Raw genomic sequence first — 23,001 nt, 5'->3', positions numbered from 1 at the left:
AAAGATTACATTTTATAATGTGCAAAAATTTTAAAACAAAGGAAAATGATGAAAAAATCTTTAGCTCTCTTAACCCTTGCTAGCTCTTTATTTGCTGCAAGTAATGAAGAAATTATTAATTTTTTTAAGAAAAATCCAAATTTATCAAATGCAAACATTAGTGTTTCTAGTAGAGAAAAAATTCCTGATACTAACTTTGAAGCTGTGATAGTTAATTTTGAAATTAGTGGTAAAAATTTCCAAGAAATCGTTTTCACTCAAGATAATATCATCACAACTGAAGTAATTGATGTAAAAAAAGGTGAATTTTACTCTCAAGTTTATCAAGCAAAACTCATGGAAAAACAACAAGCTGAATTTTCAAAAAAAGCTCTAGTTGAACTTAAAAAAGAAAAAATGTTTATTTCTTTAGGCGATAAAAACAAACCTTTACTTTATGTTTTTAGCGATCCTGAATGTCCATATTGTAGAATGCATTTAGATAAAATAGAAGAAACACTAAAAACCCATCAAGTGAAATTTATCTTAACCCCTATCCATGATACTAGTGCTTTTGAAAAATCTGCATTAATTTACAAAGAAAGTAAAAATGCTAAAGATGATGCACAAAAAATCGCTATCATGAAAAAATATTATGATAAAAATTTAAAAGATTATAAAAAACCTAGTGAAGCTGAGGTTAAAGCAGTAAGAGAAACTTTCGCAAAATACTCTAAACTTGGTCTTCGTGCTGTGCCAACTATAATCGATGCTCAAAAATAATTTTTTCTTGCTTGTGTTTGCACTATTTTTAAGTGCTTGCACAGGCCCTATGCAAACTTTTATCCAAACAAATAATGAAGGTATTTTCCTGCATGCTAATAAAAATCAAAGTTTTTCTTTACACATCAATAATCCTTCAAAATTAAACACAAATTTAGAAGCCAAGCTCGCTCAAAAATTACAAAATTTAGGCTTAGTTTTAAATAATGTTCAAAGTGATTATAAAATTTATATCAATATAGTAGATTTTAAGAAATTTTCTTACGCACAAAGATTACGCGCTTCTAATGCGAGATTTTTTTATAATGACTTTGATAAAATAGATGATGTTTTTGAAATGGAAGTAGAAAATTACTATCTTTTGCAAGTTAATTTACAAATTAGCTCCAAAAACTCTACTCAAAGCACCTCGCTTTTAGCAAGAACTGCTTATCTTGGCAATATAGACAGAGCCAAAGAGTCTTTAGAAGAAAAAATCGCTAATCAAATAACAAGCTTTTTTTATATACACTAAAGATGGCATTTAAGCCATCTTTTTAAATATAACCATGATCAATCATCGCATCAGCTACTTTTTTAAAGCCTGCTATATTTGAGCCTACTACTAAATTTCCTTCATGATTATAAGCTTTTGCACACTCGTATGAATTTTCAAAAATATTTTTCATAATCTTATGTAATTTTGCATCAACTTCCTCAAAGCCCCATTGACACATACTTGCATTTTGTTGCATTTCAAGTTGAGAAGTCGCTACACCACCTGCATTAGCAGCCTTAGCTGGCGCAAATAAAAAGTCTTTTTGATTTAACATAAAATCGATCGCTTCAAGTGTGCTTGGCATATTAGCTCCCTCTGCTACCATACGACAACCATTGTGATATAAGGTTTTAATATCTTCTAAATTTAATTCATTTTGCGTAGCACTTGGAAAAGCTATATCACAAGGTATACTCCATACTCCATTACAACCTTGTTTATACGCACTTTTTGGAGTAAAAATAGCACCTTTTTTAAGCATTGCATAATCACTCACTCTAGCTCTTTTTACTTCCTTAATTTCTTTTAATAAATCTAAATCTATCCCATCTTTATCATAAACAAATCCATCGCTATCGCTTATTGTGATTGCTTTTGCACCAAGTTGATGTAATTTTTCTATGGTATAAATTGCCACATTTCCACTACCTGAAACTGCACACTCTTTTCCTTCTAATGCATTGTTATATTTTGCTAGCATTTCTTGAGTAAAATACACACAGCCATACCCTGTTGCTTCTGTTCTTACTAAACTTCCACCCCATGGAATTTTCTTTCCCGTTAAAGTTCCATCAAAATTAGAGCTAATTTTCTTATAAGCTCCAAACATATATCCAATTTCTCTAGCACCAACCCCTATATCGCCTGCTGGCACATCAGTGCTTGCACCTATGATTTTTGAAAGCTCGGCCATAAAAGCTTGACAAAAACGCATAATTTCTGCTTCGCTTTTGCCTTTAGGGTCAAAATTTGCTCCTCCTTTAGCTCCCCCTATCATTAAACCTGTTAGAGAGTTTTTGAAAATTTGTTCAAAACCTAAAAATTTCAAAACATCTAAATCTACACTAGGATGAAATCTGATCCCACCTTTATAAGGTCCTAAACTAGAATTAAACTGTACTCTATAACCAAAATGCGTTTGAGCTTTACCTGCATCATCAATATATACTACTCTAAAAATAGTCGTTTTTTCAGGCATAACAATACGCTCTAATATAGCATGATCTTGATAAGTTTTGTTAGATTCAAGTAAAGGTTCTAAAGAATTTAACACCTCAGTTGCTGCTTGAAAAAAGATAGGTTGTCTTGGGGAAGTTGCTTGAATTTTTTCTAAGGTTTCATTGATATATTGTTTAGCTATACTCATAAATTGTCCTTTTTATAGTATCTTGCTGTTTGCATTGGCTAAAAATTTTTTTAGCGCCTTTTGCTCCTTTGTTCCTATTTTGTAGTAAATTAGCTTTAAATATGCACTAATTTCTTTTTGAGAAAGATTTCTTGACTTAGAATAATCTAGCAAAATATATTGCGGAATGAAAATTTTACTTTTTGTGAAATTTTTCATCATTTTTTTATAAATAGAAAAATTTTTAATACAAGAAAATCGAGCAAAAACAAAAGGTAGTTTTGTCTTTTCATACCATAATTCGCATAAATCAATATAATCTTTTGGATTTTGCAAATAAAGTTTTAAAGCCTTATCACCGATGATAACCTCCCCTTTTTGCTTTAAAACTTTTGCAAGAGCATTAGAAGTTGCAGAGCTTGCATCTTCTTTGCTTTCAGATTGTTTTTTCACTAAAACGCTTTTTACCTTTTTGCTTGCGCAAATCCCCACATTTAAGGTTTTGTATTTTTTTCTACGACTTTCAACACTTGAGATAATCGCTGCATCAATGCGTCTAAAATACAAATGGCGATTTAGCTTACTAGGAACCCCTTTTTTGTATTCTGTAGTTTGCTTAACATAGCTAGGAAAAGCTGATTTTTTAAGATAGATATGTAAAGGGAGTAAATTAAGATAATCTATCTTACCAAAAATCATCTCGACCTTTCTATGATTAAGTAAAAATATCCTATTAAAAAATATCTTAAATATAAATTAATTTTATTAAAAATACTAGTAATATCAAATTTATATAATTTAAAAAGAAAAAAAGTAACATTTAAAACATATTTTTTAAATGATTTTTAAAAAATATGTTTTTATAACTCATATAAACAATAAAAAATAGATAAAATTAAGTTTTATAATAAAAAATTATTTTAAATAAAACTTAATTTATAAAAAATTATTTTAAACTATCAAAATATCTCTGATAATCAAAATTATTTATCAAAGCTACTCCATCTTCAACCGCAGCTTTTGCTACCGCAGCACTAACTACAGCTTTTACTCTGCTATCAAATGGTTTTGGTATCACATAATCTCTACCAAAACTAAGCTCTTCTACTCCATAAGCTTGTTTTACCTCATCAGTTACTTCAAGCTTAGCTAAATCAGCCAAAGCTTTTGCGGCTGCTATTTTCATATTTTCAGTAATTTTAGTTGCCTTTACATCTAAAGCTCCTCTAAAGATAAAAGGAAAACCTAAAACATTATTAATTTGATTTGGATAATCACTTCTACCTGTTCCAACTATAGCATCGTTCCTAACTCTTTTAACATCTTCTGGCATTACTTCAGGTACAGGATTAGCTAATGCAAAAATCACGGGATCTTTTGCCATACTTAAAATCATCTCATCATCTAAAATCTTAGGTGCACTCAAACCCAAAAATACATCAGCACCTTTTAAAGCTTCTCTTAAAGTGCTATCTTTGGTATCGCTTACAAATTCTAGTTTATATTTATTTAAATCATCTCTTTGAGTATTAATCACACCTTTACTATCTACTAAAACAATATTTTTAACCCCTAAATTTCTATACATTCTAGCACTTGCAATACCTGCTGCACCTGCACCACTTACCACTACTTTAATATCTTCAAATTTTTTACCACTAATTTCCATAGCATTCATTAATCCTGCTGTAGAAATGATCGCAGTTCCATGTTGATCATCATGCATTACAGGAATTCCAAGATCTTGCAAGGCAGCTTCTATTTCAAAACATTTTGGTGCTGAAATATCTTCTAAATTAATCCCTCCAAAAGTAGGCGCTATAGCTTTACAAAAAGTAACAATTTCATCTATACTATGAGCATTAATTTCCAAATCATAAGCATTAACATTAGCAAATTTTTTAAACAAACAAGCTTTTCCTTCCATAACAGGTTTGCTTGCACTCGCTCCTATATTGCCAAGCCCTAAAACTGCACTACCATCGCTTACTATAGCAACTAAATTAGCTTTATTAGTGTATTTATAAGCTAAAGTTTCATCTTTTGCTATCTCAATACAAGGTTCAGCAACCCCAGGAGAATACGCCAAAGATAAATCATGTGCACTATCCATAGGCTTTCTAGCAACAATATCTACTTTACCACCTAAGTGATATTCTAAAGCCTCTTCTTTTAAATTCATTATTTTTCCTTCATATAATTTAGTAAATTTTTTATCCTAAGTTTAGCCTTTTGCACTCCTAAAAATTCCAATACTTCAAATATACTAGGACTAACCGAGTTTCCTGTGAGTGCGATGCGTATAGCTTGAGCTAGATCTTTTAACTTAAGATTATTTTCTTCTAAGAATTGATTAGTTAATTCTTCAAATTCACAAGCATTTTTTTGCTCATTTAAAACCATAGCGTATTTTTCCAAATAAGTTAAATTTGTAACATTGAGAAATTTATCTACAGCCTTTTGATCATATTCTTTTGGGTTATTTAGTAACACTTTAGCCCCACTAATAATATCATGTAAGGTTTTAGCTCTCTCTCTTAACATATCTAGCAAAAAGCCTGCTTTTTCATACTGACTTAAATCAAATCCTAAATCTTTTAATTGTCTATTGATTTCTTCAAAAGGTAAAGTTTTAATATAATGAGCATTAAGCCATTCTAATTTTTTAAAATTATAGCAAGAAGCACTTTTGTTAATATGATTTGGATCAAAAAGCTCTTGCATACTTTCTAAAGAAAAAATTTCATCATCGCCATGACTCCAACCAAGACGCACTAAGAAATTAAGCAGGGCTTGAGGTAAAATCCCCATATTTTTATATTCCATCACATCAGTTGCTCCATGACGCTTAGAAAGTTTCTTACCATCTTCACCATGTATCATAGCTACATGATAAAATTTAGGTATTTTAAAGCCTAGTGCTTCATAAAGGACAATTTGTTTTGGAGTATTTGATAAATGATCATCTCCTCTTATAACATCACTCACACCCATTAGTGCATCATCAATTACAACGGTTAAATTATAAATTGGGCTACCATCGCTTCTTGCAATTACAAAATCATCTAAAATATCTTCAGCCTTAAAACTAACCTCGCCTTTAATGCCATCTATAAATTTAATCTCTCCACTTTGTGGTGCTTTTATACGCACCACAGGCTCAATACCACTTGGCGGAATTCCTTTAAAATCTCTATATCTACCATCATATTTTGGACGCTCTTTAGCTGCTTCTTGCTTAGCTCTTAACTCATCAAGCTCTTCTTTGCTCATATAACAATAATAAGCCTTGCCCTCATCTAATAATTTTTGAATGTATTTTTTATAAATATCAAATCTTTGAGATTGATACTCAATCGTCCCATCATAATCAAGCCCACACCATTTAAATGCTTCTATAATAGCTTGCGTAGCTTCTTGTGAATTTCTTTTTAAATCCGTATCTTCAATACGCAATAAAAATTTACCCTTATTTTTTCTTGCATAAAGATAATTATATAAAGCTGTTCTAAGCCCTCCTATGTGCAAATATCCTGTTGGAGAAGGAGCAAAACGCGTTGTGATTTCTTGCATATTTTTACCTTTTTTAAATTTTTATTGTTATAATGCTATATTTACACTTAAATAAAGGTTTTATATGAGAAAATTTTTAATATCTTGTTGTTTTGCTGCAAATATTTTATATGCTCAAACCCTTGGTGGTGTAGCAATGGTAGTAGAAAATCAACCTATTACTCTTTATGATATAGAACAAACTATGAAAGAATTAAAAACTAATGACAAACAAAAAGCTATAGCATTTTTAGTAGATGATAAAGTTCAACAAAGCGAAGCTAAAAAGCTAGGAATTTATGTAAGCACTTTTGAACTTAATGAAAAATTAGCCCAAATAGCAAAAGGCAATAAAACTGACATTAATGGTTTGCAAGCAAAGATAGAAAAAGATGGTTTAAGTTTTGAAGTTTTTAAAAACAAAATTAGAAAAGATCTTGAAAGAGAAAAACTTTATAGAAGCATAATGCAAAATGCAAAAATCAATATTGATGATGAAACACTAAAACATTTTTATGAAAGCAATCTTGATAAATTTAGCACTTTTTCAAATATAGACTTAGTTGTTTATAATTCTACCAATCCTGAACTTTTACAACAGCTTGCACAAAATCCTATGTATAAAAATTCTCAAATTAAATCAAAAGCCATTAGTTTAAACGCAGCTAGTTTAGATCCAAGATTACTTGCTTTGTTAAATAATACAAAAATAGGAGAATTTACTCCAGTGTTAAATGGCGAAAACGCTTATATAGTGTATTTTGTAAAAGAAAAATATGGTAAAAATCATATCGAATTTGATTTAATCAAAGATCAAGTTAGCAATGTCTATACCCTAACTCAAAAAGAACAAGCCTTAAAAAATCATCTTGATAAAATAAGAGCAAATGCTCATATAGAAGAATTAAGATAGGTTAAAACCTATCTTCAATTAATGTCTTGAAAGATAATTTGTATCATAATTATTATTGATAAAATCTGCATTATCCATCATCGCTAAATGAAAATCCTTGGTTGTTTTTATCCCACCTACAATAAGCTCTTGCAAGGCTATTTTCATTTTAGCTATAGCTGTGTTTCTATCTTCTCCCCAAACGACTAATTTTCCAATCATAGAATCATAATATGGAGGCACACTATAATCTTGATAACAATGGCTTTCCATTCTTACATTGCGTCCTGCAGGAGCTACATATTTTGTGATTTTACCTGGGCAAGGTAAGAAAGTTTTAGAATCTTCAGCAGTAATTCTACATTCTATAGAATGACCCTTAAGTTTAATTTCTTCTTGTTTTGGCAAAGGATACCCTTCTGCTACTTTAATCATAAGCTCGATAATATCTACCCCGCTTACCATCTCACTCACACAATGCTCAACCTGCAAACGCGTATTCATCTCGATAAAATAAAAATCTAAATTTTTATCCACTAAAAACTCAAAAGTTCCCGCACCCTCATAATCAATAGCCTTAGCAGCTTTAACTGCTGTTTCATGAAGTCTTGCTCTTGTTTTTTCATCTAGTAAAATTGCAGGAGATTCTTCTATAAGTTTTTGATGGCGTCTTTGCATAGAGCAATCTCTCTCACCCAAATGTATCACATTTCCAAAGCTATCTCCTATGATTTGCACTTCTATATGGCGTGGGTTTTGGATGTATTTTTCCATATACATAGTTCCATCACCAAAAGCACTCATCGCTTCACTTTCTGCTGACCAGTAAGCTTTTTCTAAATCTTTTTCATCTTCAACTACACGCATACCACGGCCGCCACCACCTGCTGCTGCCTTTAAAATCACAGGATAGCCTATTTCTTTAGCAAGTTTTTTTGCTGCTTCAACCCCATTTAAAGCCCCATCGCTTCCTGGGATTACAGGCACACCTGCTCTTTGCATTACTTGTTTTGCTTTACTTTTATCACTCATTAGTGCCATAGCAGCTACTGAAGGGCCTATGAATTTGATATTATGTTTTGCACAAATTTCAACAAAATTTTGATTTTCACTTAAAAATCCATATCCTGGAAAAATCGCATCCGCTTCGCTAATTTCAGCTGCACTAATAATAGCTGGGATATTTAAATAGCTTTCTGAACTTCTAGCATTTCCTATGCAAATACTCGCATCAGCATATTTTAAATACAAAGCATCCTTATCTGCAATAGAATACACACAAATTGCTTTTTTTCCCATTTCTTTTACAGTTCTTAAAGCTCTTAATGCAATTTCTCCACGATTTGCTATTAAAACTTTTTTAATTTCCATTTTATAATTTCTCCACCACAAATAAAGGCATACCAAATTCTACAGGCTGGCCATCTGCAACTAATACTTCTACTATCCTACAATCATATTCAGCTTCGATTTCATTCATAATTTTCATCGCTTCAATAATTGCTATAGTACTTCCTTTTTTAATAGTTTGTCCCGCTTTAGCAAAAGGTGCTGCACCTGGGCTTGGAGCTTGATAAAAAGTACCTACCATAGGGCTATTGATAGTCGGTTTATTAGAAGAGTTTGAGCTTGCTTTGGTTTCATTAACTACATTTACATTAATTGGCTGTGGAGCTGGAGCAACAGGAGCTGGAGCTGGTAATTCACAACACATATCTCTTTCAAGTTCTATTTCAAATCCATCTTGTTCTTTTATTTTAATCTTGCTTATATTTGCTTCTGCAAAAAGTTGCATTAGTTCTTTGATTTCTTCTTTTGTCATATATTCTCCTTAATTTATAAGACTTAATTTATAATTATATATAAAAATACTAAAAATAACTTCAATTATTTATTTTTTACTTTTATTTTAAGATATAATTTAAAAATTCACTTTAATTATAAAGGACAAAAATGGGCTTAAAAGCAGATAATTGGATCAAAAAAATGGCATTAGAGCACAATATGATAGAGCCATTTTGTGAAGCAAACATAGGTAAAGGTATAGTTAGTTATGGGCTTTCAAGCTATGGATATGATATAAGAGTTGGAAGAGAATTTAAAATTTTCACTAATGTAAATTCCACCGTTGTAGATCCTAAAAATTTTGTAGAAGAAAATGTAGTAGATTTTGTAGGCGATGTATGTATAGTACCTGCAAATTCTTTCGCGCTTGCAAGAACAGTTGAGTATTTTAAAATGCCAAATGATGTTTTAGCAATTTGTCTTGGCAAAAGCACTTATGCAAGATGTGGCATTATAGTAAATGTAACCCCTTTTGAGCCAGGTTTTGAAGGACATATCACTATAGAAATTTCAAACACAACCCCACTACCTGCTAAAATTTATGCTAATGAGGGTATAGCTCAAGTTTTATTTTTACAAGGAGATGAGCCTTGTGATGTAACATATGCTGATAAAAAGGGTAAATACCAAGCTCAAACAGGTATAACTTTACCAAGAATTTTAAAATAATTTTATTTTCAACCGATATAAAAACTTAGTCAAGTAATAGGAAAATATATGTTTAATGGAAAAAGCATTTTAATCACCGGTGGCACAGGAAGTTTTGGAAAAACTTATACTAAAACTTTACTTCAAAAATACAAACCTAAAAAAATCATCATTTATTCAAGAGATGAGTTAAAACAATTTGAAATGGCAAGAGAATTTAATGATGATTGTATGCGTTATTTTATAGGCGATGTAAGAGATAAAGAAAGATTGAGCATAGCAATGAAGGATGTTGATTTTGTCATTCATGCAGCTGCTATGAAACATGTGCCAATTGCAGAATATAATCCAATGGAATGTATAAAAACTAATATCCATGGAGCACAAAATGTAATCGATGCGTGTTTGGAAAATAATGTAGAAAAATGTATCGCTCTTTCAACCGATAAAGCATGCAATCCTATTAATTTATACGGAGCTACAAAGCTTGCAAGTGATAAGCTTTTTGTAGCAGCAAACAACATCGCAGGAAATTCTCATACTAAATTTAGCGTTACAAGATATGGTAATGTAGTGGGTTCAAGAGGATCTGTCATACCATTTTTTAAAAAACTAATCAATGAAGGTGCTAAAGAACTTCCTATCACAGATGAGAGAATGACAAGATTTTGGATATCCTTAGAAGATGGGGTTAATTTCGTGCTGAATAATTTTGCCTATATGCATGGAGGGGAAATTTTCGTACCAAAAATTCCTTCTATGAAAATCGTTGATTTAGCTAAAACTATGGCTCCTAATTTAGCTCATAAAATCATAGGTATAAGAGCAGGTGAAAAACTACATGAAATTATGATTTCAAGTGATGATAGTCATTTAACTTATGAATTTGAAAATTATTATGCCATTAGTCCAAGCATTCAATTTAATAACACTAATGTTGATTTTAGTATAAATGCAAAAGGACAAAAGGGTAAAAAAGTTTCTAATGGCTTTTCTTATAGCTCTGATAACAATCCATCATGGATTAGCCAAGAAGAGCTTTTAAATATAATAAATCATACAGAGCTTGAAAAATGATAACTTATTCTCATCAAAATATTGACGAACAAGACATACAAGTAGTTTGTGAGGCTTTAAAAGATGATTTTTTAACCGGTGGAAAAAAGGTTGAAGAATTTGAACAAGCCCTTTGTGAATATGTGGGTGTAAAATATGCTTGCGTGCTAAATTCAGCTACTTCTGCTTTACACCTTGCATATTTATCTTTAAATGTAAAAGATAAAATTGTCTTAACAACCCCTATTACCTTTGCTGCAACTGCAAATGCAGCTTTAATGGCAGGTGCTAGGGTTGAGTTTATAGATGTAAAAAGTGATGGAAATATTGATGAGAAAAAACTTGCTTTAAGATTAAGCCAAGATAGCTCTAATATAGGGGCAATTTGTGTGGTTGATTTTGCGGGAAATAGTGTAGAAATGGATGAAATTTTAGCCTTAGCCAAACGATACAACATCCCACTAATTGATGATGCAAGTCATGCCCTAGGTGCTATTTATAAAGATCAAAAAGTAGGCTCTATGGGAGATTTGAGCATATTTTCTTTTCATCCGGTTAAACCTATTACAACCTTTGAGGGTGGTGCGGTCGTTAGCAATGATGAGGAATTAATCTCAAAAATCAAGCTTTTAAGAAGTCATGGCATAGTCAAAAAAAGACTTTGGGATAGTGATATGATTGAACTAGGCTATAATTATCGTTTAAGTGATGTAGCTTGTGCTTTAGGTATAAATCAACTAAAAAAACTTGATAATATGCTAGAAAAAAGAGAAATCATCACAAGTTTTTACGATAAAGAATTTGAAAAAAATCCTTATTTTAGCACTATAAAAATCAAAGATTACAAAAAAAGCTCAAGACATTTATATCCTATTTTGCTTTTTCCTGAGTTTTATTGCCAAAAAGAGATTATTTTTGAAAAATTATTAAATTTGGGCATAGGTGTACAAGTGCATTATAAGCCTACTTATGAGTTTAGTTATTATAAAAACTTATATGGAAATTTATTCTTAGAAAATGCGGATAATTTTTATAAAGCTGAACTTAGCATACCTGCTCATCAAGAAATGAATTTAAAAGAAGCACAATTTATTAAAGATAATTTATTTAAGATTTTAGAAGAAACTAAAAAGGCTTGTTGTGAGTAAAAGTATGTATGAGCTAGTTTGTGAGCTTTTTCCTATATGCAGAAGTATTACCGGGAAAGGCTTTAGACAAAGCTTAAAAATACTTGATGAAGCTATGGGGGGGGGTATATTAAAAATTCACTCTATAGCAAGCGGGAGCAAAGTGTTTGACTGGGAAGTACCTGCTGAATGGGAGATAAACAATGCTTATATCATCACTCCAAATGGAGAAAAAATTTGTGATTTTAAGCAAAATAATCTTCATGTATTAAACTATAGCACAGGCATAGACACAGAGCTTGATCTAGCAAGCTTACAAGAACACCTTTACTCTATAGAGGGTATGCCTGATGCTATACCTTATGTGACAAGCTATTATAAAAGGCGTTGGGGTTTTTGTATAAAACATGAAGATAGAGTTAAACTAAAAGAAGGAAAATATAAAGTTTTCATAGATGCAAAACACCATGAAAATGGGGTTTTAAACTATGCTGATTTACTCATACCTAGCACGCAAGAAACAAAAGATGAAATTTTAATTTCCACTTACCTTTGTCATCCATCTATGGCAAATAACGAGCTAAGCGGCCCTGTAGTAGCTGCATTTTTAGCTAAATGGCTTTTAGAACTTAAAGAGAGAAAATATAATTATCGTTTTGTTTTTATTCCTGAAACCATAGGGAGTATAGTTTATCTTAGTAAACATTTAAAACATTTACAAAAACACACTAAAGCAGGTTTTGTACTCTCTTGCATAGGTGATGATAATGCTTACTCACTCATTCACACTCCAAGTGAAAATACCCTAGCAGATAAAGTAGCTTTACATACCTTAAAAGAAAAAAATAATTTTAAAGAATTTAACTTTTTAGATAGAGGAAGCGATGAGAGACAATACTGTGCTCCTTTGGTAAATTTACCCGTAGTTTGTGTGTGTAGGACTAGATTTGGTGATTATAAAGAATACCACACTAGCAAAGATGATTTAAATTTCATCAGCGAAGAAGGATTGCAAGGTGGCTTAAAAGCTATGCAAGAAATTATCATGAATTTAGAAGTGAATGAAATTTATCAAAATACTGTATTTTGCGAACCCAATTTAGGTAAAAGAGACTTATATATAGACCATTGCAAAAGAGAAGGAAGAGTTGAAAATATACTTAGTTTCTTAGCATTTTGTGATGATAAAAACGATGTTTTAGATATAGCCTCAAAGCTAAATATACAAGCTTATGAATTAAAAGATTTAATAGAAAGATTAAAATTTCATAAACTAATAAAATGAAATATTTCTTAGAATATAATGATAAAAAATACTCTAATATTGACTTAATAGAAGCTTTCAAAAAACTTGGCATCAAAAAAGGCGATATTTTGTGTGTGCATACTGAACTTTTTAATTTTGGCACACCCTTGCTTCCTAGAAATGAATTTTTACAAACTATATTAGATTGTTTTATTGAAGTTATAGGTAAAGAAGGTACTTTAATCATGCCTACTTTTACTTATAGTTTTTGCAAAAATGAAGTTTATGATAAATTAAATTCTCCTACAAAAATGGGTGCTTTAAATGAATATTTTCGCAAACAAGCAGGAGTAAAACGCACTAGTGATCCTATATTTTCCTTTGCTATAAAAGGAGCCAAAGAAGAATTGTTTTTAAAGGACACTACAAGTTGTTTTGGAGAAAATTGTGTGTATGATGTTTTAATAAAAGAAAATGGGAAATTTCTTACTTTTGGTGGCATTGGACACACCATAACCCACCATATTGAGGAAAAATATCAAGTAGATTACAGATATTTTAAAAAATTTCAGGGTTTTATTCTTGATGAAAATGGAGAAAAAACAAAAAAAGAAATCTTATATTTTGTTAGAGATTTAAACAAGCACTCTCTTCCTAATATTAAAAATATTATTAAAATAGCTTTATCATCTTTTAAAAGCGATATGATAAAATTTGCCAATGATAACATAAGTATTTTTATTGCTCAAGAATATGAAAATGTCATAATAAGAGCCTTAAACATGAATAAAAATGTACTTATTCTAAAGGATAGTTAAAAAATGGAAAATAAATTTTATGAAATTTTAGAAAATATACTAGAAGTAAAAGTTGATGAAAATTCAAATTTAAGCATGCAAAATTGCAAAAATTGGACTTCTTTAAATCATATTGATATAATCATGAGCTTAGAAGAAGAATTTGAAATCAAATTTAGCAAAGATGAATTAAGTCAGCTAAAATCACAAAATGAACTTTTGCAAGCTATCAAATCAAAGGTAAAAAATGAAAAATATTAAAAACTTATTTGAGTTAATAGCTATAAAAAATCCAATTCACGCAAAATATTTAAATAAAATCAGTCTAACAAATGAAGATGAAATAGAATTTGAAAATCTCATTTCATATTATCTTCAAAACAATATTTCTTTACAAGAGCAGTGCGAATGCTATTTAACTATACTTAATGACACTTTAGAAGAAACAAAATATTTCATAGAAAATAACTCATATAGATATAAAAGTTTTGAAGAAGTAAAAGATAAAGTCTATTTTAATGAAACTTATATGAAAAAATACATGATAGGGCTTGCGCTTTCATCTTATATTTGGATTGCTCATATAAAAGTTAGAAAGTATTTTGAAAATTATCTTCAACCAAAAAGCAAACATGATAATTATTTTGAAATAGGCCCAGGACATGGAGAATTTTTTACTAAAGCTGTTAAAAGTTTGAAATTTGATTATTATTTAGGTTTAGATTTATCCCCTACTAGTTGTGAATTGACAAAAAATATGGTGGAAAATCAAGTTAAAAATTTAATTAATAATTGTGAATTTTTATGTAAAGATTTTTTTCAATTTCAATTTCACAAAAAAGCTGATTTAATAGTAATTGGAGAAGTTTTAGAACATGTTGAACGGCCTTTAGAATTTTTAAAAAGAGCAAAAGACTTATTAAGCGATGAAGGTGAAATTTTTGCAACCATACCTATCAACGCACCTGCAATTGATCATATATACTTATTTACACATCCAACTGAAATTTTTGAAATGGCAAAAAAAGCAGATTTAAAAATAAAACAATATGAATGTTTTATGGCAAATGACTATTCTTTAGAAAAAGCTTTAAAATTTAAAAATGCTATAACTATGGCTGTGGTATTTGAAAAATGAATTTAAATTTACCAATCCACCATATAGGTGTAGCATGTAAATCTTTAGAAAAAGAAAGAAAAATATTTGAAAAGCTAGGTTTTATTAAAGAAGCTGAATTTATAGACGAACAACAAGGGGTAAAAGGAGAATTTATCATTCCAAAAAATAACTTATTCCCCCAATATCGCTTTGAACTTTTGTCAAATTTAAATGAAAAAGGCGTTTTAGATAACTATTTGAAAAATAAAACTAAAATGTATCATATAGCTTATGAAAGCAAAAATATAGAGCAAGATTTATCTTTGCTTTTAAATGATGGTTTGTTAGTTGTTGACATAATGAAAGCAAGTTATTTTGCAAAACTTTGCTTTGTGATGATGAGTAATAATTTATTAATAGAATTAGTAGAGCTAAAATGAATCTTTTTTCACCAAATTTAAAAAGAAATGATCTCATAAAACTTAGTAAGGAAAATCATTATAAAAAAATTACTATTAATGTTTTTAGAAATCACTCTTTTGAAGTGATTTCAAGCATACTAAATGCATTTTTAGCCTTTAGTAAATTAAAGGCTGAATTTAACATAAGCTCTTATGATGATAGTTTAAGTTATGATAATTTTCAAAAAGCAGATTTAAATATTATATTTATAGATTTAAACAATTATAAAAAAAATGTAGATGATTTTATCAAAGAAAAAATACAAGAACTATCAAGCATTAGCAACGCTCCTATCATCACACTTTTACTTGGCGATACAAGCTTAAAAGAATATAGTATTTGCAAAATACTAAAGCCCTTTTTAGATGAAAATCTCATCATAGATGATAGTAATTTTGAAATAAATGCAAGCAGACTTAGTAATAAAGCTTGTGTAAAATTAGCCCAAATTCTAGGACTAAAAATCCTACCTAGCTTCTTGCAACCAACTTTAAAAGCAATCATCATAGATCTTGATAATACCTTATACCAAGGAATTTTAGGCGAAGATGGCATTGAAAATCTTACTTTATCTAGCAATCATAAAGCCTTGCAAAGTAAGCTTTTAAATTTAAAAAATCAAGGTTTTTTACTCGCCATCGCTTCAAAAAATGAAGAAGAAGATGTAAAAAAACTTTTTTCACAAAGAAAAGACTTTTTATTACAACTTGATGATTTTAGTATGATCAAGGCTAATTGGAAAAGTAAAGACGAAAATATTAAAGAAATTGTAAATTTTTTTAATATAGCTTTTGATAGTGTGCTATTTATTGATGATAATATAGCCGAAATTGAAAATGTATCACACCTTCATATTAACACCTTACTAGCTGATGAAAATAGTGCTTATAGTTTAAAGCTCTATCCTAGACTTTTAAAAACAAGCTTTAGCAAAGAAGATGAGTTAAGAAGTGCTGATATTAAAGCAAATTTACAAAGACAAGAACTTAGCAAGCTTAGCCCTAAAGAGTATTTTGAAAAATTACAGATTTGTTTGAAATTTCATATCAACCACACGGATGAACTTGAAAGAATTTCACAACTACTTAATAAAACTAATCAATTTATATCAAATTACTCAAGATTAAGCTTAAAAGAGTGTGAAGAATTTATGCAAAAATATGCTATTTTGACTATAAGCATGAGTGATAAATTAAGTGATAGTGGCATTATAGCAATTTTTTTAGCTTATAAAGATGAAACAAATTTAATCATAAAAGATCTTTGCATAAGTTGCAGAGCTTTAGGAAGAAAGCTTGAAAAAATTATGCTATATAAGGCTATAGAGTTATTACATGTGCATTTTAATACAAAAGAATGTATTTTATACTTTCAAAAGGGCGAAAGAAATATGCCATTTTTAGAATTTTTATATAGTTTAAATGCAAATATAAAAGAAAATTTTGCTCTAATCCAAAAAGAAATGATAAATTACGAAGGACTTATAATTGAAAGCTAGTTTTAATAAAGCCAAAATAGCAGGTATAAGCGTTTGCGTGCCTAATAAATGTATAAATATAGATGATTGCTTAGAAGATGTTTTTCAAAATGATGTCAAAATGCTAAAAAGAATGAAAAAAATTTCAGGCATACAAGAAAGATTTATTGCTGATGAAAATATTAGCACAACAGATTTAGCCTATGAAGCAAGTATAAATTTATTTAAAATGCTTGATTTTGATAAAAATAAGCTTGATATGGTGATTTTTGTTACACAAACTCCTGATTTTTTTATGCCATCATGCGCAAACTATCTTCACAAACGATTAAATTTAAAACCTCAAACCATAGCTTTTGATGTAAATCAAGCATGTTCTGGGTATTTATATGGCTTATTTATAGCTTTTTCTTTTTTAGAAAATCAAAATGCAAAAAATATTTTATTAATTTGTGGTGATACTTTAAGCAAAACCATAAACCCTTTAAATCCAAATTTAGCTCCAATCTTTGGCGATGGAGTAAGCGCAACACTCATAAGCTGTGCAAATGAAAAATCGTTTTTTAAGCTTCATTCTAATGGAGAAGGTTTTGACAAACTCATCATACCCAATAGAGCTTTTGCTAAACTTGATGAGAGTAAAAGCTCCAATAAAGAAATATTTCAAACCAATAAGCATAGGAGCTTAGATAATCTTTACATGGATGGGGCTGAAATTTTTAACCAAGCACTTAATCTTGAGAGCCAAAGCATAAAAGAAATGCTTGATTTTTGTGAAAAAAGTAAAGATGAAGTGGATTATTTTTTATTACATCAATCCAATCAATTTTTAGTTGATTCTATTATAAATGACTTGGGTATTGATAGCTCTAAAGCACCAAATTTTTTGATGTCAAAATATGCTAATTTAAGTGCCTGCTCTTTACCTGCTTTACTTTGTACAATGCAAAAAAATGATTTTAATGCCATTTTAAGTGCTTTTGGCGCTGGATATGCCTGGGGGAGTGCTTATATAAATTTTGATAAAAACTTTAAAACTGATACAATTTCAATTTATAAAGGAGAAAAAAATGACTAAAGAAGAATTATTAGAAGCTATTAGCGAAGCTATGCATATGGATGAAACACTAAAAGAAGATATGATTTTAGATGATATTGATGAATGGGATAGCTTAGCTTTTGTATCTATCATGGTATTATTTAAAAACTCACTTGGTAAACAAATTAGCGGTGATGATCTTAAAAAATGTGAAAAAGTAAGCGATCTTTTAGCTTTAGCTGGTGTTTAAACAAATATTTGTTTAAACCCTTTCCACACTTAAAATAATCTGCTCATTTTCCTCTTTAAAAGTATATATTAAATCATCACACTTATATGAGATTTCTTTTTTACAAGTTTTATCTTTTAAAGGTTCTTGTAAAATTTGCGGTAAGTGTTTTTTAATAAGTAATTTCATAGGTATACCCATACCATGAGTTAGATTTTTAATAAACTTACCATCTATTTGTTTTTCATCTTTTATCATACAAAAATAAACATTAAAATTTAGTTCTTTTAGTATTTCAACTAAATCTTCTTTATCTTGCGGTGGAGCTAAATCAATATCAAATTTAGAATGATAAAAAATATATTTTGGCTTTGGATATTTTGCTTGTGTGTTCAGATGATCTTTTACTAATATATCCCTAATCATTCTCCTTGCATTTGAAAAATAATTAAATGATGAAGTATTGGAAGTCCAAATGGTTTTATCAAAACAACATAATTTAATGTTTTTAAAAAAATAAAAAGTGTCAAAAGAAGGATATTTTATATAATCTATTTCTTTTCCAAATCCTATTATTCTCCACAAATCTCCAAGTAAAGCATTAGAAGAATTATCTATTACAACATCAACAAGCCAAGGAGCTAACTTTGCACATAAATTTGCTAAATATCCACCTCTTGAACTTCCAACTAAAATATGCTTTATACCCCCCCCCATAACTTTAAAAGGAGAATTTTTTCTAATATACAAAAGAGCATTTAGTATATCTGTTGCTTGCATGATGCCAAAATTTTGATATTCATTTTTGGTAGGCTGCAAGCTCACACTTAAGTCCAAATAATAATCTTTGTCAAATTCCCAACTATCTTTCTTTTTTTGAATTTCTTTATTAAGATAATCCATAGCAGGATGAAATTCTTCAAAAGTATTAAGTTTTGATATATCATAAGGAATTTCTATGTCAATAGCTTTTAAGCTTGCATCAAAAATAAGCTTATCAATATTATCAAGAAAAAATTTTGCTCCTGTTTGAGGACGATTACCTATACAATGATAATTTACACTTAAAACTGCTACATTATAATTCATAGCAAAATATTTCATATTAAAATTAAGCATAGGTTCACTTATATCACTACCAAGTCCTTGTATAACACAAACAATAGCCTCTATTTCTTTGCTATCATCATAAGTTAATTTAAATTCTAATTTACTTTCTCTTTTTATATTTAATTCTACATCATCGCAAGAGTCTATGAAATAGGTCTCATTCTTTAACATTTTAAAAAGCCTTTGCTAGTTTTAGATATATTCTATCAAATAATATCTAAAACAAATTTATCATTTTCATCTTTAAAAGTAAAAACTTTATTTTTACAAGGATAAGATATGCTATCTTTTTTCATGTTAAATGTTTTATCTTTTAATTTTTCAAGCATAATAGGTAATTCTTTATTAAATAATGCCTTATCAGGAATTCCACAGCCATGAGTTAAATTTTTAATAAATTTACCATCTATATCTTTTTCATCTATTAGATGAAAATCTACTTCATAATTTAAGGCTTTTAAAATTTCTATCATAGAAATTTTATGATCAGCTGGAGTTAAGTCATCTTTAGCACTATGATAACTTGTATAAATAATATTTTTATTCTTTTGAGCTTGCAAAATCAAATGATCTTTATTAAGTAAAGCTCTTATTAAATAATTTTCATCAGCAAAATAATAAGGTGAGTTTGGGTTTTTGCGTGTCCAATAAGTTTCCACATAACAATGAACTTTACTATTTAACTCATCTTCGTTTAAAATAGCATCACCTTTATTTAAATCCCTTCCTATGATATATCTTAATGGAGGCAATGCAGCACCTGAATTATCTATTACTCCATCTACATACCAAGGAGCTATTTTAGCACATATTAATGCCACTAAGCCACCATATGACCCCCCCCCCGTAAATTTTAGGTAAAGATTTAAATTGAGGATAATTTTTCATTATATCTTTTAAGGCATTGATATGATCGATTGCAGGCATAATGGCAAAATTATTATACTCATTGTTAGGTGGGATAAAAGTCACAGATAACTCAACCTTATAGTCTTGATTTAAAATTCCTTGTTCTTTTAATATACTCATTTTTTGATCAAGAATTTGATAATATTTTTCTATATTTTTTGTATTATCTAGCACTTCAAATTCTATTTCAAAATCCCTGAAAGCCTTTTCAAATGTTCTTATATCGTCTAATAAAAAAGTCATTTCAGCGCTATATTTATCCACATCAGAAACTCTTTGGCAAAAACAATGATAAAATACATTTACAGCTACTACATCAAATTTTTTAGCTATAAAATTTCTATAACTTTCTAGAAAATGTATATTTGCATTTGCTCCATATCCACCTATGATAAAAACAATAGCTTTCATTTGCTTACTATCATCATAAGTGATTCTATATTCTAATTTACTTTCTCTTTTTATATTTAATTCTACATCATCACAAGAGTCTATAAAATAAGTTTGATTTATGAGCATATTTTTCTTTCTTGATATTATAATTTATATGCTATTATAACTAATTAAAATACATTCAAAGAAAAAAGTATGAAATATATATTTAAATGCAATGATAAAAAATATTCCAATATAGACTTAATAGAAGCTTTTAAAAAACTTGGTATTAAAAAAGGTGATATTTTGTGTGTACATAGTGAATTGATGAAATTTGGTATTCCTTTACTTCCTAGAAATGAATTTTTACAAACTATATTAGATTGTTTTTTTGAAGTTATAGGTAAAGAAGGTACTTTAATCATGCCTACATTTACTTATAGTTTTTGCAAAAATGAAGTTTATGATAATTTGAATTCAAAAAGCACTGTTGGTGTTTTAACAGAATATTTTCGCAAATGGGGGGGGGTAAAACGCACCAATGATCCTATATTTTCATTTGCCATTAAAGGAGCTAAAGAAGAATTGTTTTTAAAGGACACTACAAGTTGTTTTGGAGAAAATTGTGTGTATGAAATTTTAGCCAAAGAAAATGGAAAATTAGTTTTATTTGGCTCTAAAATAGCCGGGTACACTTTTAGTCATTTCATAGAAGAAAAAGCTCATGTTCCATATAGATATTTTAAAAATTTTAGTGGAAAAATTATTGATGAAGATGGTAAAATACTCCAAAAAAATATTAAATACTATGTTAGAAAATTGGATGAAAATTCAGATTTAGATGTTGATAAACAAGTAGCTATTTTAAAAAATGATGATAATTTTAATATTTTAAATTTTTCCAATGCTCATATAATAAATATCAACATGAAAAACTATTTAGAAAAAACATTAAAAGCTTTAAAGGATAACCCTTATTGTTTGCTAAAGGAATAAAATGACAACTCATATCAATGATTTTTTACAAGAAAGTGTTGCTAAATTTGGAAGCAAAAATGCTTTTGTTGAGTTTAATGGTAGAAGTATAGGCTATAAAGAATTTGATGATTTAAGTAAAAAAATAGCAAGTAAAATTCTTTCTAAACTTCCTACTAAAAGTACACAAGATCCTGTATTAATCATACTTCCTAAAGGAATTGATTGTTTGCTTTCTTTTTTTGGTGTAGCAAAAAGTGGAAATTTTTATACACTTTTAGATGAAAAAAGTCCCAAAGAGCGTGTAGAAAAAGTTATAGAAGTTTTGAAACCAAAGCTTTTAATTACTTCTAAAAAATTAAATTTAGATTTTAATCTTGATACCATTTTCACAGAAGATTTTGAAAGCTTTGTTATAAATGAAAATGCTTTAGAAAAAGCTTTAAACGATCACATAGATACTAATTTACTTTATGTCTTTTTTACAAGCGGAAGCACAGGAACTCCAAAAGGAGTAAGCATAAGCCATAAAAGTGTGATTGATTATACTTTTTGGGTATGTGAAACTTTTAAGCTAAGCCATGAAGATATACTTGCTAATCAAGCGCCATTTTACTTTGATAATAGCATATTAGATATATTTAGCTCTGTTAAAATGGGAGCTACGCTTCATATACTGCCTAATCATCTTTTTGCTTTTCCAAATAAAATTTTGGAGTATCTAGAACAAGAAAAAATAACAACAATTTTTTGGGTACCTTCAGTGCTGATTTATTTTGCTAATACTAATGCGCTTGAAGCCTTTACACTAAGGCATTTAAACAAAATTCTTTTTTGTGGCGAAATCATGCCAAATAAACAACTCAACATTTGGCGTAAGCACCTTCCTAGTGCTTTATTTGCTAATCTTTACGGACCTACTGAAATTACCGATGCATGCTCTTTTTACATAGTTGATAGGCAATTTAGCGATGATGAGCTTTTGCCTATAGGAAAAGCATGTAAAAATACCCAACTTTTAGTCTTTGATGAGAATTTAAATTTAATTACTTCAAGTCAAGTGGGAGTTAAAGGCGAGCTTTATGTAAGAGGAACTTGTCTTTCTTTAGGCTATTACAACGATAAAGAAAAAACAAAGCAAGCTTTTATGCAAAATCCTTTGCATGATAATTACCTAGACTTGCTTTATAAAACAGGTGATGTGGTAGCTTATAATGAATTTGGTGAACTTTTATGTTATGGACGGATAGATCATCAAATCAAATACATGGGTCATCGCATAGAACTTGGAGAGATAGAAAGTATTATCAATTCTCATGAGAATGTAAGAAATTGTGCTTGTATTTTTAAAGAAGAAATTATTTGCTTTTATGAAAGTAAGGAAGAGTTAGATTTTAAAAACTTTTTAAAAGACAAACTCCCTGTTTACATGATACCTAAAAAATTTGTTAAAATAGAACAATTTACTTTAAATGCAAATGGGAAGATTGATAGGAAGGTTTTGAGTAAAAACTCTTA

25 protein-coding genes are annotated in these 23,001 nt (G+C 29.2%); 16 read left to right on the top strand and 9 right to left on the bottom strand.

The genetic code is table 11. From position 1 onward, the window contains the following. Nucleotides 1-48: 48 nt before the first annotated feature. Together L8W56_RS02075 and L8W56_RS02070 are read left to right on the top strand one after the other, a co-directional pair. Entirely contained in the window at nt 49-762 is a 714-nt protein-coding gene (locus L8W56_RS02075; RefSeq protein ID WP_220566922.1) for a thioredoxin fold domain-containing protein, read from the top strand. Continuing rightward, entirely contained in the window at nt 749-1,276 is a 528-nt protein-coding gene (locus L8W56_RS02070; protein WP_133319770.1) for a hypothetical protein, read from the top strand. The genes L8W56_RS02075 and L8W56_RS02070 overlap by 14 nt, the downstream gene beginning before the upstream one ends. Before the next feature lie 22 nt (nt 1,277-1,298). Here L8W56_RS02070 and gdhA read toward each other — a convergent pair whose 3' ends face one another. The 4 genes from gdhA to gltX all read right to left on the bottom strand — a co-directional run bounded on the left by gdhA (nt 1,299) and on the right by gltX (nt 6,218). Continuing rightward, the gene (gene gdhA / locus L8W56_RS02065) at nt 1,299-2,666 is read right to left on the bottom strand and encodes an NADP-specific glutamate dehydrogenase (RefSeq protein ID WP_263659262.1); all 1,368 of its coding nucleotides are present in this window, start codon (nt 2,664-2,666) and stop codon (nt 1,299-1,301) included. A gap of 12 nt (nt 2,667-2,678) precedes the next feature. Continuing rightward, nucleotides 2,679-3,344, bottom strand: coding sequence for an MqnA/MqnD/SBP family protein (locus tag L8W56_RS02060; protein WP_133319772.1), 666 nt, complete (start codon nt 3,342-3,344; stop codon nt 2,679-2,681). Nucleotides 3,345-3,591: 247 nt separating this feature from the next. Next, nucleotides 3,592-4,827 (bottom strand): malic enzyme-like NAD(P)-binding protein, encoded by a 1,236-nt coding sequence (locus L8W56_RS02055; RefSeq protein ID WP_133319773.1) that lies wholly within the window; start codon nt 4,825-4,827, stop codon nt 3,592-3,594. Further along, nucleotides 4,827-6,218 (bottom strand): glutamate--tRNA ligase, encoded by a 1,392-nt coding sequence (gltX, locus tag L8W56_RS02050; protein WP_263659261.1) that lies wholly within the window; start codon nt 6,216-6,218, stop codon nt 4,827-4,829. The genes L8W56_RS02055 and gltX overlap by 1 nt, the downstream gene beginning before the upstream one ends. Nucleotides 6,219-6,282: 64 nt before the next feature. On the opposite strand from gltX, the gene L8W56_RS02045 reads away from it, so the two are divergent. Next, nucleotides 6,283-7,110: a peptidyl-prolyl cis-trans isomerase gene (locus L8W56_RS02045; RefSeq protein WP_263659260.1), complete on the top strand. Its 828-nt coding sequence runs from the start codon at nt 6,283-6,285 to the stop codon at nt 7,108-7,110. 18 nt (nt 7,111-7,128) lie between these two features. On the opposite strand, the gene L8W56_RS02040 is transcribed toward L8W56_RS02045, so the two are convergent. Together L8W56_RS02040 and accB are read right to left on the bottom strand one after the other, a co-directional pair. Beyond that, the gene (locus tag L8W56_RS02040; RefSeq protein ID WP_263659259.1) at nt 7,129-8,460 is read right to left on the bottom strand and encodes an acetyl-CoA carboxylase biotin carboxylase subunit; all 1,332 of its coding nucleotides are present in this window, start codon (nt 8,458-8,460) and stop codon (nt 7,129-7,131) included. 1 nt (nt 8,461) lies between these two features. After that, nucleotides 8,462-8,911 (bottom strand): acetyl-CoA carboxylase biotin carboxyl carrier protein, encoded by a 450-nt coding sequence (accB, locus tag L8W56_RS02035; RefSeq protein WP_039626958.1) that lies wholly within the window; start codon nt 8,909-8,911, stop codon nt 8,462-8,464. A 131-nt stretch (nt 8,912-9,042) separates the two neighbouring features. Here accB and dcd point away from each other — a divergent pair, with 131 nt between their 5' ends. From dcd to L8W56_RS01980, 11 genes are read left to right on the top strand one after another with little or no spacing between them, the layout of a single operon-like run. Then, the gene (gene dcd / locus L8W56_RS02030; RefSeq protein ID WP_012661997.1) at nt 9,043-9,603 is read left to right on the top strand and encodes a dCTP deaminase; all 561 of its coding nucleotides are present in this window, start codon (nt 9,043-9,045) and stop codon (nt 9,601-9,603) included. Nucleotides 9,604-9,651: 48 nt separating this feature from the next. Then, entirely contained in the window at nt 9,652-10,659 is a 1,008-nt protein-coding gene (gene pseB / locus L8W56_RS02025; RefSeq protein WP_133319776.1) for a UDP-N-acetylglucosamine 4,6-dehydratase (inverting), read from the top strand. Continuing rightward, nucleotides 10,656-11,786, top strand: coding sequence for a UDP-4-amino-4,6-dideoxy-N-acetyl-beta-L-altrosamine transaminase (pseC, locus tag L8W56_RS02020; protein WP_263659258.1), 1,131 nt, complete (start codon nt 10,656-10,658; stop codon nt 11,784-11,786). The genes pseB and pseC overlap by 4 nt, the downstream gene beginning before the upstream one ends. Before the next feature lie 4 nt (nt 11,787-11,790). Then, the gene (locus L8W56_RS02015) at nt 11,791-13,050 is read left to right on the top strand and encodes a DUF4910 domain-containing protein (protein WP_263659315.1); all 1,260 of its coding nucleotides are present in this window, start codon (nt 11,791-11,793) and stop codon (nt 13,048-13,050) included. Further along, nucleotides 13,047-13,829, top strand: coding sequence for an AAC(3) family N-acetyltransferase (locus L8W56_RS02010; protein ID WP_263659257.1), 783 nt, complete (start codon nt 13,047-13,049; stop codon nt 13,827-13,829). Before L8W56_RS02015 ends, L8W56_RS02010 begins: the two co-directional genes overlap by 4 nt. Before the next feature lie 3 nt (nt 13,830-13,832). Continuing rightward, the gene (locus tag L8W56_RS02005) at nt 13,833-14,069 is read left to right on the top strand and encodes an acyl carrier protein (protein ID WP_220566911.1); all 237 of its coding nucleotides are present in this window, start codon (nt 13,833-13,835) and stop codon (nt 14,067-14,069) included. Continuing rightward, nucleotides 14,056-14,946: a class I SAM-dependent methyltransferase gene (locus L8W56_RS02000; protein ID WP_263659256.1), complete on the top strand. Its 891-nt coding sequence runs from the start codon at nt 14,056-14,058 to the stop codon at nt 14,944-14,946. The genes L8W56_RS02005 and L8W56_RS02000 overlap by 14 nt, the downstream gene beginning before the upstream one ends. Then, complete coding sequence (locus L8W56_RS01995) at nt 14,943-15,347, top strand: VOC family protein (protein WP_263659255.1); 405 nt, start codon at nt 14,943-14,945, stop codon at nt 15,345-15,347. Before L8W56_RS02000 ends, L8W56_RS01995 begins: the two co-directional genes overlap by 4 nt. Further along, a complete protein-coding gene (locus L8W56_RS01990) occupies nt 15,344-16,867 on the top strand; it encodes an HAD-IIIC family phosphatase (RefSeq protein WP_263659254.1) in 1,524 nt (507 codons plus the stop codon). The genes L8W56_RS01995 and L8W56_RS01990 overlap by 4 nt, the downstream gene beginning before the upstream one ends. After that, nucleotides 16,857-17,924 carry a beta-ketoacyl-ACP synthase III gene (locus L8W56_RS01985; RefSeq protein WP_263659253.1) on the top strand — a complete coding sequence of 356 codons (1,068 nt, stop codon included), beginning with the start codon at nt 16,857-16,859 and terminating at the stop codon, nt 17,922-17,924. The genes L8W56_RS01990 and L8W56_RS01985 overlap by 11 nt, the downstream gene beginning before the upstream one ends. Beyond that, nucleotides 17,917-18,135 carry an acyl carrier protein gene (locus tag L8W56_RS01980; protein ID WP_214100219.1) on the top strand — a complete coding sequence of 73 codons (219 nt, stop codon included), beginning with the start codon at nt 17,917-17,919 and terminating at the stop codon, nt 18,133-18,135. The genes L8W56_RS01985 and L8W56_RS01980 overlap by 8 nt, the downstream gene beginning before the upstream one ends. A gap of 12 nt (nt 18,136-18,147) precedes the next feature. On the opposite strand, the gene L8W56_RS01975 is transcribed toward L8W56_RS01980, so the two are convergent. Genes L8W56_RS01975 through L8W56_RS08835 form a run of 3 tightly spaced genes read right to left on the bottom strand, consistent with a single transcriptional unit; the run spans nt 18,148 to nt 20,652 of the window. Further along, nucleotides 18,148-19,395 (bottom strand): DUF2920 family protein, encoded by a 1,248-nt coding sequence (locus L8W56_RS01975; RefSeq protein ID WP_263659252.1) that lies wholly within the window; start codon nt 19,393-19,395, stop codon nt 18,148-18,150. A 35-nt stretch (nt 19,396-19,430) separates the two neighbouring features. Next, nucleotides 19,431-20,045, bottom strand: coding sequence for a DUF2920 family protein (locus tag L8W56_RS08840; RefSeq protein ID WP_412175537.1), 615 nt, complete (start codon nt 20,043-20,045; stop codon nt 19,431-19,433). Then, on the bottom strand, nt 20,026-20,652 hold the full coding sequence (locus L8W56_RS08835) for a DUF2920 family protein (RefSeq protein ID WP_412175536.1): 627 nt from the start codon (nt 20,650-20,652) through the stop codon (nt 20,026-20,028). The genes L8W56_RS08840 and L8W56_RS08835 overlap by 20 nt, the downstream gene beginning before the upstream one ends. A 69-nt stretch (nt 20,653-20,721) precedes the next feature. Here L8W56_RS08835 and L8W56_RS01965 point away from each other — a divergent pair, with 69 nt between their 5' ends. Together L8W56_RS01965 and L8W56_RS01960 are read left to right on the top strand one after the other, a co-directional pair. After that, nucleotides 20,722-21,504, top strand: a complete 783-nt coding sequence (locus tag L8W56_RS01965) for an AAC(3) family N-acetyltransferase (RefSeq protein WP_263659251.1) — start codon at nt 20,722-20,724, stop codon at nt 21,502-21,504. A 1-nt stretch (nt 21,505) separates the two neighbouring features. Further along, the coding region (locus L8W56_RS01960; protein WP_263659250.1) for an amino acid adenylation domain-containing protein at nt 21,506-23,001 on the top strand (1,496 nt) is incomplete at its 3' end.

It is taken from the genome of Campylobacter sp. IFREMER_LSEM_CL1085 (assembly GCF_025772235.1).
Taxonomy (GTDB): domain Bacteria; phylum Campylobacterota; class Campylobacteria; order Campylobacterales; family Campylobacteraceae; genus Campylobacter_D; species Campylobacter_D lari_D.
Note: the sequence above shows the minus strand (reverse complement) of the source record. Positions and strands in the feature narration are given on the sequence as shown.